This is a genomic window from Leptospira selangorensis (assembly GCF_004769405.1).
Classification (GTDB): Bacteria; Spirochaetota; Leptospiria; order Leptospirales; family Leptospiraceae; genus Leptospira_B; species Leptospira_B selangorensis.
On the sequence record NZ_RQES01000016.1, the window covers coordinates 358,775 to 372,227 of the forward strand.

Annotated in this window: 12 protein-coding genes; 11 read left to right on the top strand and 1 reads right to left on the bottom strand. The window is 40.7% G+C overall.

Annotated features, from left to right (window positions below):
• Positions 1-132 precede the first annotated feature (132 nt).
• From EHO58_RS12130 to EHO58_RS12165, 7 genes are all read left to right on the top strand, one after another.
• Positions 133-1,569: a M20/M25/M40 family metallo-hydrolase gene (locus EHO58_RS12130; protein WP_135680096.1), complete on the top strand. Its 1,437-nt coding sequence runs from the start codon at positions 133-135 to the stop codon at positions 1,567-1,569.
• A gap of 112 nt (positions 1,570-1,681) precedes the next feature.
• Entirely contained in the window at positions 1,682-2,584 is a 903-nt protein-coding gene (locus EHO58_RS12135) for a lysophospholipid acyltransferase family protein (RefSeq protein ID WP_135680097.1), read from the top strand.
• A complete protein-coding gene (locus tag EHO58_RS12140; protein WP_244241154.1) occupies positions 2,545-3,747 on the top strand; it encodes a helix-turn-helix domain-containing protein in 1,203 nt (400 codons plus the stop codon). Before EHO58_RS12135 ends, EHO58_RS12140 begins: the two co-directional genes overlap by 40 nt.
• Before the next feature lie 92 nt (positions 3,748-3,839).
• Positions 3,840-4,721 (top strand): YHYH protein, encoded by an 882-nt coding sequence (locus EHO58_RS12145; RefSeq protein WP_135680098.1) that lies wholly within the window; start codon positions 3,840-3,842, stop codon positions 4,719-4,721.
• 11 nt (positions 4,722-4,732) lie between these two features.
• Positions 4,733-5,284, top strand: a complete 552-nt coding sequence (locus EHO58_RS12150; RefSeq protein ID WP_135680099.1) for a toxin-antitoxin system YwqK family antitoxin — start codon at positions 4,733-4,735, stop codon at positions 5,282-5,284.
• A complete protein-coding gene (locus EHO58_RS12155; RefSeq protein WP_135680100.1) occupies positions 5,262-5,969 on the top strand; it encodes an SCO family protein in 708 nt (235 codons plus the stop codon). Before EHO58_RS12150 ends, EHO58_RS12155 begins: the two co-directional genes overlap by 23 nt.
• Before the next feature lie 338 nt (positions 5,970-6,307).
• Positions 6,308-6,706: a type II toxin-antitoxin system VapC family toxin gene (locus EHO58_RS12165; protein WP_135680102.1), complete on the top strand. Its 399-nt coding sequence runs from the start codon at positions 6,308-6,310 to the stop codon at positions 6,704-6,706.
• Positions 6,707-6,755: 49 nt separating this feature from the next.
• Here EHO58_RS12165 and EHO58_RS12170 read toward each other — a convergent pair whose 3' ends face one another.
• Entirely contained in the window at positions 6,756-7,604 is an 849-nt protein-coding gene (locus EHO58_RS12170) for an endonuclease/exonuclease/phosphatase family protein (protein ID WP_244241155.1), read from the bottom strand.
• Between the two features lie 313 nt (positions 7,605-7,917).
• Here EHO58_RS12170 and EHO58_RS12175 point away from each other — a divergent pair, with 313 nt between their 5' ends.
• The 4 genes from EHO58_RS12175 to EHO58_RS12190 are packed head-to-tail and all read left to right on the top strand — an operon-like array spanning position 7,918 to position 13,451.
• A complete protein-coding gene (locus EHO58_RS12175) occupies positions 7,918-8,424 on the top strand; it encodes a cytochrome c3 family protein (protein ID WP_086448446.1) in 507 nt (168 codons plus the stop codon).
• Between the two features lie 19 nt (positions 8,425-8,443).
• Entirely contained in the window at positions 8,444-11,506 is a 3,063-nt protein-coding gene (locus EHO58_RS12180; protein ID WP_135680103.1) for a TAT-variant-translocated molybdopterin oxidoreductase, read from the top strand.
• Between the two features lie 26 nt (positions 11,507-11,532).
• Positions 11,533-12,900, top strand: coding sequence for an NrfD/PsrC family molybdoenzyme membrane anchor subunit (nrfD, locus tag EHO58_RS12185; protein WP_085988907.1), 1,368 nt, complete (start codon positions 11,533-11,535; stop codon positions 12,898-12,900).
• Positions 12,900-13,451, top strand: a complete 552-nt coding sequence (locus EHO58_RS12190; RefSeq protein WP_008594153.1) for a DUF3341 domain-containing protein — start codon at positions 12,900-12,902, stop codon at positions 13,449-13,451. Before nrfD ends, EHO58_RS12190 begins: the two co-directional genes overlap by 1 nt.
• The last annotated feature ends 2 nt before the right edge of the window (positions 13,452-13,453 follow it).

Consider the following 13,453-nt stretch of genomic DNA (forward strand, 5'->3'; position numbering starts at 1 on the left):
ATCCACCGAATTCTTAAGTAGGCTTTGTTATGAGCCTGGTTTGGTTTTGGTCCCAGGGTCCTCCTGGGGCTACTTTTCCCTCTATCCTCTAAATTTCTGGACGATTCCTCGCTTATACTTTATAAATGGCGAATGTTTGTTTCTCGCTCTTTTCTGTTCCTTTGTTCTGTTTTATTCTTCTTTCAATGTGTTACTTCTCCCATTAAAAACACTCCTCTTAAAGAAGAAAATCATATCCTTTCTTGGGATAAAAGAGAAGCAGAAGCCGTTAAAATCCTGACTGATCTGATCCGGATCAAATCAGTTCGAGGCAACGAAAAACAAGTAGCAGAATATATCAGATCCATTTTCGAAAAAGAAGGCATCAAGACTAAACTGATCTCCGAGCCTGGGTTTCCGGATAGAGTGAATCTGATTGCAGAGTTAGAACCGAATGTTCCGAGTTCCGAAAAAGGCCTAATTCTTGGAAACCATTTGGATGTGGTGGAAGCGGATCCAAAAGAATGGGCAGAAGATCCATTTGCAGGAACAATTAAAGAAGGTAGAATTCATGGAAGAGGTACCTTGGATTGTAAGGGCCTCATTGCAATGCAGATCATTTCTTTTTTGGAGCTGAAAAGATCCGCGGTCCCACTTAAAAGAAAAATAATGTTCTTAAGTATGGCGGATGAAGAATCCGGAAGCGAAAGAGGAGCCAGATTTTTACTAAAAGTACATCCTGAATTATTCAAAGGTTACGGATACATGCTGAACGAGGGAAGTTTCGGCACTAAGGATGTTGCCATTCCCGGAAGTACCATCTTCAATATACAATATGCGGAAAAAGGGAATCTTTGGTTGAACGTAAGAGCAAAAGGAGACCAAGGACATGGTAGCACTCCTAGCCAAAATTATCCTAGCCTCAGGCTTTTAAAATTTTTAACTGAAGTTTTGGAATATGATACGGATATCCGTATCTCCGAGGAAACCCAGGGATTTTTCTATCAACTGGGAACGATCAGCCGTTTTCCGAATTCATTCATATTAAAAAATTCAAATATTCCGATCTTGAGAAGATTATTGTACGGGCCGATCCGTTCAAGTAGGCAGTTGAGTGCGATCACTCGAAATACTAAAGCTGTTTCCGGTCTAAAAACCGAGGAAGGTAAAGGTCATAATGTACTTTCTTCCTTAGCAGAAGCGAAATTAGATGTAAGACTTCTTCCCGGATTTGATCCATTGGAATATTTGAAAGAGATCCAAAGGATTGCGGAAAAATATGAAGTAGAAGTGGAACCTGCATCCACGGTGAATTCTGATAAATCTAAATTGGATTCGATCCTTTTCCAAACGATTGCTTCCGTTGCGACTCGTAAAATTCCCGGGAGTGTTGCCGCTCCTTTTATTTCTCCGGGCAAAACGGATAATGCATACTTTCGTCAGATCGGTATGGAATGTTATGGTTTGATCCCTGTTCTCCTGAACGAAAAAGAACTTACTATGCTTCATGCTAAGAATGAAAGTATTAGTGTAGAAAATCTGAAATTGGGAACACAGATCTTGTTCGAAATATTATACCAGATGAACTGATGTTCGTTTTGCCTCTATTTGGGCTGAAGCGCATTTATACATAGGTCTTCTTTTGCTTGTCAAGGAACAAGGACCGAGTCCTTATGTTCGAAAAACAAGAATTGGATCTACCTTGGTTCGCTATATTATTCCCTATATCTTTTTATACTTATTTTATCTACCGTTCAGAATTCTTCCTTATAGAGCCTGTTTAATTTACGGAAGATTTTTAGTACGCCTTCTTTATCCTCTCGCTAAAAAACATCGTAAGATCGCGTATGATAATATTTCTTATGCGTTTCCCGATTATTCTGAAGAAAAGAAGAAGGAACTCGTATGGAAAAGTTTTCTTCATATAGGTGACCTTCTCGCAGGTACCTTGTTCGCTCCTCGTTTAAGTCGTAAATGGATGGATAAGTATCTGGTTTATGATGCGGAATCTTTAGCGATCGAGCAGAAAACGATACAAGATGGAGTAGGGGTTGTTCTGATCTCGGGACATTTTGGTACTTGGGAAATTCTTGTACAGTTCATGGGGATTAGAATGAAGGGAGGAGGGATTTATAAAAAAGTCCGAAACCCTTATGTCGATAGACTCATTCATAAATTAAGAAGTAAGAATGGGATCAAATTAGTTTCCACAGAAGAATCCAGCCAAGTTACTAAAATGTTAAAACAAGGTTATTGGGTAGGATTCGGTTCCGACCAGAATGCTGGTAAGGTTGGGATCTTTGTGGATTTCTTCAATAGAAAAGCTTCCACATACCAAGGCCCTGCATTGATGGCCTACTTAACCGGCGCAAAAATGTTACTATATTCGGTTTTATGCGGAGAAAAAGGAAAGGTAATGGTTCGAGTTAAGGATCTTGGCTTCGTAGACAAATCCGCATTCTCCGATCGGGAAGCTGCAATCCGTCATTATACTGAAGTTTGGACCAAAGCATTAGAAGAAGAAGTTAAACTGTATCCGGAACAATATTTTTGGGTACATAGAAGATGGAGAACCAAACCGGGAGATTTTCCGGGTCAAATTTAGTCATGGTTCCTGCGATCCCGATTATTTCATTTACGATCTGCGTTTTTTCCGCATTTCTGATTTTTACTAAAAGACCTAGATATTCTTTCGATTCTATTTATTCGGTATTCATAATATTCTTAGCTGCTCCTCATCTGGGGCATTTATTAGTCCATAGATTCGAATGGGGTCCTGAGTTCTTGGACTTTACCATTCTTTTCCCTTATACATATGGTCCATTATTATTACTTTATATTCAAAATTTAACAACGGAAGGTGGAGATTTTAGAAGAACGGACCTTCTGCATTTTATTCCTTTTGTCGTTCTGCAATTTATACTTTTTACTAAGTTATTCTTTGCCCCAATCGAGGATGAATTTTCTCCACATGATTGGCATAGACCGAGCAGGGGATTTCACCCGAACGGTGCACTTCTCGTTACTTCTATGTTGGTGTATTCTGTCTGGACATTTCTACTTTTGAACAATCATAGGAAAAATATAGTAAACCATTTCTCTAATATAGACAGTATTAAGGATTTACGATGGATGTATTGGAGTTTGGTGCTCTTCGTTATATCCACAGGCGTTCATATTTTGTTAGAAGGTTTACTTTTTACGGATCTTCGTCCTGAAACCTACGAGCCTCGTTTAATTCGAGGAGCTGCGGTATTGGCATTTTCCGTTTTTTTCTGCTGGTTCGGTGTAAGACAAACTGTGGTTTACACTCATAGAGAGCTACACGCATTTAAAGAAAAAACCTCACAGGAAGAAGTGGAAGTAGAAGAAGATCGTAAAAAATATGAAAAGTCAGGGCTGAGAGAAGATATGATCCCTGAATATCTTTCCAAGATCAGAAATTATATGGAGTCTGAAAAACCTTATAAAGATTCGGAATTCTCCATTGATCTACTTTCCGAAAATACGGATATTCCTAGATTCTATATCACCCAAATATTAAGCGAAACGTTGGAAACAAATTTCTATAATTTTGTAAATGAGTACAGGATCAAAGACATCATCCAAGCTTTGGAAAATATTTCAGAAGAACGTACAAATTTTTTGAGATTGGCCCTTGAGTATGGGTTTAATTCCAAGTCCACTTTTAACACTTCTTTTAAAAAAGTCACAGGAAAGACACCGACTCAGTATCTGGAAGAAATTTCCAAAGTAGGTTCAGTTTAAAATCCTAAAAATATGGTTCGAGCCGATTGGGACGGTCGAATTCATCCGAAAGATTTCGTAGATTATTCTAAACTAATAAGTTTGGAGTAGTTATGCTTCCTTTACGATCTATTCTATTGACTGCTATTGCTGTTCTTGTTTGGAATTGCGATAGCTCTGGAGGAACTGATCTTTCTTCCGCTGCGGTTTTGTTGTCTTCTTCTCAATGTACGCCTAAAACCACCACTACAATGCCTACAACTCTGACCTCTAATGCATCTTGCCCAAGTGCGATCAATAATGCTTCGGATAGTCTCGGTTTTGGTGGCCCTACTTGTTTAACTAGTATTGCGGCAGAGGCTCCTTGTTGGATGAAAACCAACTTTCATTGCGTGACAATAACGGTAGATGGTTCTAATTATGTGATCACAACTACTGATAGGCCTCCTCACAAGAGTACTTACTATACTGGTGCAGATAGTGGTTACACAGAAGTAATGGATTCAGGATTTACTGCTAATCCAAATCATATTATTGCCCAGAGTATCACGATGACTATCCCAACCACTCCAACCGTTACGGATTGTACCCAATCCAATGCAGGAACTGATTCTGTTGGAATTTCAACATTGGGCGTTGTAATCTTTAATAACCAAGCGGCTCCTGGAGATTCTTTTTCAACTGAATATTACACAATGGATCCATCCCAAGGCCACCCTCAGAATACCGGAAAATATCATTATCATACGGAACCTTATAAGATAACGAATGATGATGCTAATTTGGTAGGACTTATGTTAGACGGTTTCCCAATTTATGGAAAGAAAAGCCAATCAGGTTCTTATCCTACATTAGATTCTACTACACATACAACTTCTTGTACTCCTACTCAATTCCCGGACGGAACTTATTGTTATCATGTAGAACATAATACCGGCTATAATGGATATATTATTGGAAGTTACTTCAAAGGAACTCCGGGTTCCGTGGACTAATAGAGGTCGGATTGAAGTTCTATTTATTCGCGATTTGTTTTCTTCTAGTTGCCTGCGATCCTGCTCGGGTCGCAAGCACAGATCCTTCTATTACTCGAAATGGAAGGATCGTTTTTTATAGAGGAGAAAAGTTCCACGGACTTTTGGAGTCAAAGACGGAAGAATTGGGAATAGTCCGCGTGACTTCTTACAAGAACGGTCTACCTGACGGAATTGAAAAAGATGTACATTCTAATGGCCAGGTTTTAGCAGAAAGAGAGTTTTCTGCAGGGAAGAAGATAGGAACTCATCTAGGTTGGTTTCCCGACGGTAAAAAACGTTTTCACAACGAATACTTAGAAGGTCAGTTCCATGGATCCCAATGGGAATGGAGAAATTCAGGTTCATTATACTCTTATGCAAAATTCGATCATGGAAAAGTGATCGGGAAGAAGATGTGGAGAGAGAACGGACAGATCTATATGAATTTTGTGATCTTTCAGGGAAGAGCGTATGGAATGACCGGCGGAAAATTATGCAGCCAAATCCGAGGAAATGAAGATGGAAATACGATCTTATTCTAAAATTTTATTCTGCGTTTTAGTTCTTAGTTCTCTTTTCGCTTCTTGTGCGAAAGATCCAAAAGAAGAATATTCGGAAGAGATCACAGACATTTCCTTACCCGAAAAAGATAAACTTCCTTTGTATTACGGAAAAGATCTACAGCCTGTTTGGGAGAATAAAAATTCTTCGAAGCCGCGAGAAATTTCCAAATTCATAATGAAGGATCAGGAAAATCGAAATGTTTCAGAAGATTTCTGTAAGGGAAAAATTACTGTAGTCTCCTTCTTCTTCACTAAATGTGCGGGGATTTGCCCAACTATCACAAACAATTTGAGTTTGGTGCAGAAAGAATTCGAGGCTGATCCTAATATCCAAATTTTGTCCTTCTCCGCTACGCCTGATCTGGATTCTCCTCAGGTCCTAAAAGAATATGGATCTAAACGAAAGATCCGTTATGAAAAATGGAAACTTCTCACCGGGAACCAAAAGGAAATTTATACTTTGGCAAGAGATTCCTTCAATGCGGACACCGCGATCCCGAAAGAAGACGCTAAGAAAAAACTCACTGAAAATGATTTTCTTCACTCGGATCATGTTTATCTTTTAGATTCTCAACTTAGATTGCGAGGAATTTATAACGGAAAGATGAAGTCTTCTATCCAAGAATTGAATTCGGATATAGAAGTTTTAAAACGAGAACTTTGATCCCCGCGAAGATAAGATATATTGAGTTCGTGTTAGCTACCAAATTAATAGGTAATACGAACTTGGAATGCATATTCCGTGGGGTCGATGGGATTTGGAGACATTCTGGTTGACGCATTAAATTTTTGTAAATATCCTTGGGTCATGAAAATAACAGACATAGAACTCAAATATCGATTTCCTTTGGAAGGGTTTGAACAAGATCCTTCTGTGAAAAACCGAATTCCAACTAATAAAGTCGGAAAACCTAAAAAAAGAATACTGGGGATCTTAAAAGGAAAAGCATCATTTAAGATATCCGATGATTTCAAAATGACAGAAGAGGAATTTCTGAATCTGTGAATTATCTATTAGATACTCATGCGATCTTATGGGTTTTATTTCAGCCGGAGAATCTATCTTATAGAGTGGAATCGGAAATCCTAAACCAAAAGAATCGGATCTTTATTAGTAGTATTTCTTTATGGGAGATTTCTCTGAAATTTTCTTTGAAAAAGTTGGAGTTGCAGGGAATAACGCCTGAACAATTGCCTAGAAAAATTCGAGAAATTGGATTTGAATTTATAGGAGATTCTCCCGAGATATTTGCGAATTATTTTAAATTGCCGACTGGGAAACATACGGATCCATTCGATCGTTTTCTGATTTGGCAGGCCGTAAATTTTGATTTTGTGTTAATTACGAAAGATAGGTATTTAAAGGAATATAACCTTCTGGGTTTAAGATTGTTTTGGTAAAAGTAAAGGTGACCTCATATGCACCTCGCGTCCGCACTACTAATTTAGATCACCTCTCCAGCAACAAATCCGCACTCACAGGGCAATGATCTGAAAGACCTTTTTCTGCACTTGGGTTCCCGTCAAAATTGCCATCATCGGATTCAAATTTGGTTTGGACAAAACTTCCCTCTTGCCAATCCATATTTGTGATCAGATAATCTATAAAGCCATCATGATGTTGCCAACAATCTGATTTTTGTTTATAGTTCGCTACTTTAAGTTTTAAATTTCTTTGTAGGATTTTCAAAAGATCCACTCTTCTTTCCAAAACCTCATTAAAATCTCCTAATAGAACAAACTTGCCCAAAGAGGGGAGGATATCTTTCAGTGTAAGTATCTGCTCTTTCCTTTCCTTTTTATCTTTAGGAGAATGGCCTGCCTTTAAATGAACTACCAGGACCGAAACTTTCTTACCATCGAATATAAATTCTGCAAGTAATCCTTTTCTGAGGCCAGGGCGAATGGACAGTTGTTCCAATTCACTAATAACAGGTTTACCTAGTTCCTTTTTCCAACAAATCCCTAATTCCTGGGAATAACCTGGAGTTACCGTCGCCTTGCAATCATATTCATTTATTATAATATGATGAAGTGCGGTTTCATTTTCTATTTCTTGGAATCCGATTATGTCCGGATGATTTGATAGGATTAATTTTTTGATCTTAGCAAAATCTTCTTCCGTTCTATGTTTTCTATCTTTAGGGAATTTATATGAATCTCCAATCTCATCGTATAAAAAGTACGAATTGAAGCTTGTTACTTTGAGTTTTTTTATAGGACCTTTCGCGATAGTGGAGATTGTTATTAGGAAAGCGAAGGGAATTCCCAGAAATAGGATCAGTGCGCGGTGCATCATTCTTTCCAAATTAGATTTTTGAATTCATATTTTAGTGATATTAGAAAGTAAAATCCAGGAATTTTCTTATTATTAAGAACGATCGTTCTAATCATATCTATCATAAACTTAGGTTTTGTATTCGAGATCTTTTATCTTCTAAAATAGACTGTACTAAGTATAAATAGTATCAATTTAATTGATACTAAGTCTCAGATAAAAATGCAAGAAATCGCCAAACCAATCGCGTTTTTACGCGTTTACTTGCAATTTTAACCTAAGCCAAAATCCTTGTTCCCAAACCTTATTTTGGAACCCACGGGACTTCTCACGAATGAATAAGAAAGCTTTGAAACTTTCGGTTCCGCTTATTGCTATTGCAGCAGTGGCTTACCTGATTTTTTCTCCCTCCAAATATGTAGGCTACTCTCCGGATCAGCCTATACCTTTTAACCACAAGATTCACGCAGGTGATAATAAGATAGACTGTCGTTATTGTCACACTGGTGTAGAAACAAGCGCGCACGCAACGGTTCCGAATACTTCAACTTGTATGAACTGTCACTCGCTTGTTGCAAAGAACAGCCCAGATATAAAATTTTTGAGCGAAAGTTACACGAACAAGAAACCGATCGAGTGGGTGAAAATCCATGATCTTCCGGATCATGTTCAGTTCAATCACTCTCGCCATATCTCAAGAGGCGTGGATTGTTCACAATGCCACGGCAATGTAGCTGAAATGGTCAAGGTCAAGCAGGTAGCATCCCTTAACATGGGATACTGTATCAACTGCCACCGGGAGAATAACGCTCCTACCGACTGTTCCACCTGCCACAGATAATCAGGAGATAGCATAACAGATGGATAAAAAGAATTTCCAGAAAGAAAAGAAAGCTCACTGGCTCTCTCTTGAACTGAAAGATAACGAAAAGGAAACGAAGGATCTAGCGCGCGCTGAATTTTTCACTTCTCCGGATCCAGTTATCGCAAGGATTAAGTCAGGAGAGTTCGATCGTAAGACCTTCCTTAAATTGATGGGTGCGGGGGTCGCAATGACTTCCTTAAATTGTGTACGCAAGCCTGTCGAAAAAATCGTTCCTTATGTGGATCTGAAAACTGACGAAGGTACTTTCGATTTCGTAAAACACGGACAAGCATACTACTACGCTACCGCATTCAACGGAACCGGTTACTTAGTAAGATCTAAAGACGGACGTCCTCTAAAATTAGAAGGAAACGAAGATCACCCTGTATCTCAAGGTGCTCTTGGTGCTTCCGGACAAGCTGCTATTTTTGATCTATATGATCCAGACAGAGCACAAGGTCCGGCCGCAATTTCCGGCGGAAAAGTGGAGAATATCCAATGGGCCGCTTTGGATTCTAAAGTCCAGGAAGCTCTTTCTAAGAACAAAGGTAACACTGTAATCGTAACAAGACCTCTTGATTCTCCTTCTACCAAAGCGATTATCGCTGACTTCTTAAAAGCAGTAGGTGGGGGACAACATTTAGAGATCTCTATCACTTCTCCGGAAGATGCGATTTCTAAAGCTCAGGCTGCTTCTTACGGAAAGGCACTTGTTCCTAACTATAATTTCGAATTGGCGAACACTATCCTGTCCATCGATTGCGATTTTATGGGTGGATGGTTGTCTCCTGAAGAACACCAAAAGGATTTTGCAAAACGCAGAAACCTAAGAGATGGAGCAAAAGATCTTAACTACTTCATCGCTGCTGAATCCATTCCTACTATGTCTGGATCTAATGCGGACCTTAGACTTCCAATTCGTCCTGGTGACCAGTCCAAACTGGCTCTTGCAATTGCTGCAGGCTTGGGAGAATTAGGAGCGAACACTAAAGATATTACCGGGACTTCTACTGTAGAAAGTCTCGCTAGCGATCTTGGAGTTAGTGCAGAAGGTATCCGTAAAACGGCAAAAGCTCTTTGGTCAAACAAAGGTAGATCTCTCGTGGTTGCGGGTGGTCTTTCTGCTTCTACCAAAGAGGCTGTGGATCTTCAGATCCTTGTGAACTTCTTAAACTCTAACTTAGACAACGACGGTAAGACTGTTGATTACGCTTCTCCTAAAAAAGAAGGTTTAGCGGATTATTCCGGTAACTTAAACAAACTTACTGAAGCATTAAAACAAACTAAAGTAGGAGTTCTATTCCTCTATGATACCAACTTGGTTTACCAAGCTGGCGATTCTTGGAAGGACCTTCTTCATAGAGCTGCTTTAACCGTAAGTCTTGCAGACAGAGCGGATGAGACCGCACTTGCTTCCAACTATCTGGCTTCCACTACTCATTTCTTAGAGTCTTGGGGAGATTCAGAAGGAACTAAGGGAATATTCTCTATCCAACAACCTGCGATCCGTCCTTTATTCAACACTCGTTCTTTCGAGGACAGTTTGATCGCTTTCGCGGGCGGATCTCTTAGCGGAGAAAAACTATTTTACGAATACGTAAAGAACTCTTGGACTAAAAAGTTAGGTTCCAAACAGAAATGGGAAGATCTTCTCAGAGTTGGAACTACTGTAAGAGCTAAAGACCGCAGAAAAACTGCAAGCGCTACTCGTGGCTTTAACAAAGCAGCCTTGAAAAAGCCTGCAGGTTATCCGGCTGGAATCCGTTTGGCTCTTTATGAGACAAGCTCCATCGGAGATGGTAGAGCGGCGAATAACTCTCTTCTACAAGAACTTCCGGATCCTGTAACTAAAGTTACTTGGGACAACTATGTTGTTATTTCTCCGGTTCTTGCAAAAGAGAAAGGTATCCAATCCAACGATGTTGTTTCCGTAAAAACTACAAAAGGTTCCATCGAACTTCCTGCTCAGGTTCAGCCTGGTGTGCATAAGGATACGATCGGGATCGCGGTCGGTTACGGTAGAACTGCAGCCGGTAAAGTAGGTAACGAAGTCGGTAAGAACGCGTATGTTCTGGCAGAAGACGGAGTGTTCTCCGGGATTTCCGTAATATCTCTCGAGAAGACCGGAAAAACTTACAAGCTTGCTTGCACCCAACATCACCACGTATTATCACCAGGTTTCGGATACGAAGATCGTCCTTTGGTACAATCTACTTCTTTGGAAGAATGGAAAAAGAATCCAGCTTCCGGAGTGAAAGAATCCGAAATTCCTAAAATCAAAAAAGACGGTAAGATGGTCTACGCAGCCGGAGCAAACCCGGTTCATGAATACCCTGGTTATAAATGGGGTATGGCAATCGACCTGACTGCTTGCACCGGTTGCGGTTCTTGCGTCATCGCTTGCCAAGTAGAGAACAATATTCCGGTAGTAGGAAGAGACGAAGTTAGAGTGGGTCGCGAGATGCATTGGCTTCGTATCGACCGTTACTATATCGGTGATCCTGAAAAACCGGAAGATCTACAGATCGCTCACCAGCCTATGATGTGCCAACAATGTGATAACGCTCCTTGTGAGACTGTTTGTCCTGTTATGGCAACTGTTCATAGCTCCGAAGGGATCAACGACATGGTTTATAACCGTTGTGTTGGAACTCGTTACTGCTCTAACAACTGTCCTTACAAAGTTCGCCGTTATAACTGGGCTCAACACTGGTATAACGATACCGGAGCCGAAAAAGGATCCAGAACTCCGAGATATCTCGGACTCAATCCTGAAGTTACGGTTCGTGGTAGAGGGGTTATGGAAAAATGTAACTTCTGCGCTCACAAAATCGCAGAGGCTAAAATCCAAGCCAAGAACGAAGGCAGAACTCTTAAAGACGGAGAAGTTCGTTGTGCTTGTGAACAAAGCTGTGCGGCAGACGCGATCAGCTTCGGTAACACCAACGATAAAACTTCTAAGGTTTCCAAACTTAGTGCGGACCCTAGATCTTTCCGAGTTCTCGAGTATTTAAATGTCGGTCCCCAGGTCGCATATCTGACCAGGGTAAGAGCTTAATCCGGAGTAATTAAAGCGCTATGTCTATACCTAACGCAATCAAAGAAGCCCTGGATATCCAACCCTTAGTCACTGGCGGCAAGTCCGTCCGTGACGTTACCGAGGATATCCTCAAGCCGGTCGAAGCTTTCCCCACTTCTCTGTGGTGGAAGGCTTTCATTCTGGCTCTTACCATTACCGTAATCGATTTAGGTATCATCGGATACTTGGTATACGAAGGTCTTTATATCCTCGGGATTAACAATCCTGTAGGTTGGGGATTCTTTATCGTAAACTTCGTATTCTGGATCGGTATCGGTCACGCAGGGACTCTGATCTCTGCGGTTCTTTATCTGTTCCGTCAAGAGTGGAGAACCGGTATTAACCGTGCTGCAGAAGCGATGACCATCTTCGCGGTATTAACTGCTGCATCCACTTTGATCATCCACATCGGACGTCCTTGGATGGGATTCTGGTTATTCCCTTATCCGAATGAAAGAGGACCTCTTTGGGTGAACTTCAGATCTCCTCTGATCTGGGATACTTTCGCGGTTTCCACTTACTTGAGTATCTCACTTGTTTTCTGGTATATCGGTTTGATCCCGGATATCGCGGCTGTGAGAGACAGGGCTACTACTCCTATTCGTAGAAAAGTTTATGATATTCTTTCCTTCGGATGGGTTGGATCTAACAAAGCATGGTCTCACTTAGAGACTGTTGCGATGATCCTCGCTGCATTGTCTACACCTCTGGTTCTTTCGGTGCACACGATCGTATCCTTCGACTTCGCGGTTTCCATCGTTCCTGGATGGCACACTACGATCTTCCCTCCTTATTTCGTTGCCGGTGCGATTTTCTCCGGATTTGCGATGGTGGTTACTCTAATGGTAATCGCAAGGGAAGTCTTCCAACTGAAAGATTATATTACCATGAAACACTTGGAAAACATGAACAAGGTGATCATGGTTACAGGTTTGATCGTTGGTCTTGCTTACTCCACTGAGTTCTTCATGGCTTGGTATTCAGGAAACGAATACGAAGGATTTACCTTCGTTAACAGAGCATTCGGACCTTACGGATGGGCATATTTCATCATGTTCAGCTGTAACGTGTTTGCTCCTCAGGTATTCTGGTCTAAAAAACTTAGAAACAGCATCCCTGTGATGTTCATCGTTTCCATCATCGTAAACATCGGTATGTGGTTCGAACGTTTCGTGATCGTAATGACATTACACGCGGACTTCCTACCTTCCAGCTGGGACAAATACATCCCAACAGTTTACGACTTCATGATGTTACTCGGAACTTTCGGTATCTTCTTCACTATGTTCCTTCTCTTCTGTAGATTACTTCCAGTAATCGCGATTGCTGAAGTGAAAACAGTAATGCCTCATAAAGATGGAGGTCATCATTAATGTATACTCCTAAGAAAGAACAGTTTCATACTTTCGAAGAAACAGAACACGGAGTTTTCGGATTATTCGATACTCCTGCTCAGATCATAGACGCGGCTCAAAAAACAAAGGAGAAGGGTTACACCAACTTCGATTGTTTTACTCCTTATCCTGTTCACGGATTGGATGACGCGATGGGTCTTCCGCGTTCCGGACTTCCTTGGGTAACCTTCTTCATGGGAATTTTCGGATGCACTGTCGGCTTTGGAATGCAGTATTTAACTCATAAATACGATTGGCCGATCAATATCTCCGGAAAAAGTTTCAACGCTTGGTTCGCGTATATTCCGATCACATTCGAGTTTACAGTGTTCATGGCTGGACTTTCTACAGCTGCAGCTTTGTTCTTCCTGGCTAAACTTCCAAGAACCGGTCGTAAGGTTTTACATCCGGACATCACTACCGACAAATTCGCACTTTGGATCCCTTCCAATTCCGCGAATTATTCAGAAGGTTCAGTGACCGACTTTATCAAAGGCCTCGGCTCTAAACATGTCGAGACGGTGAAATAGGA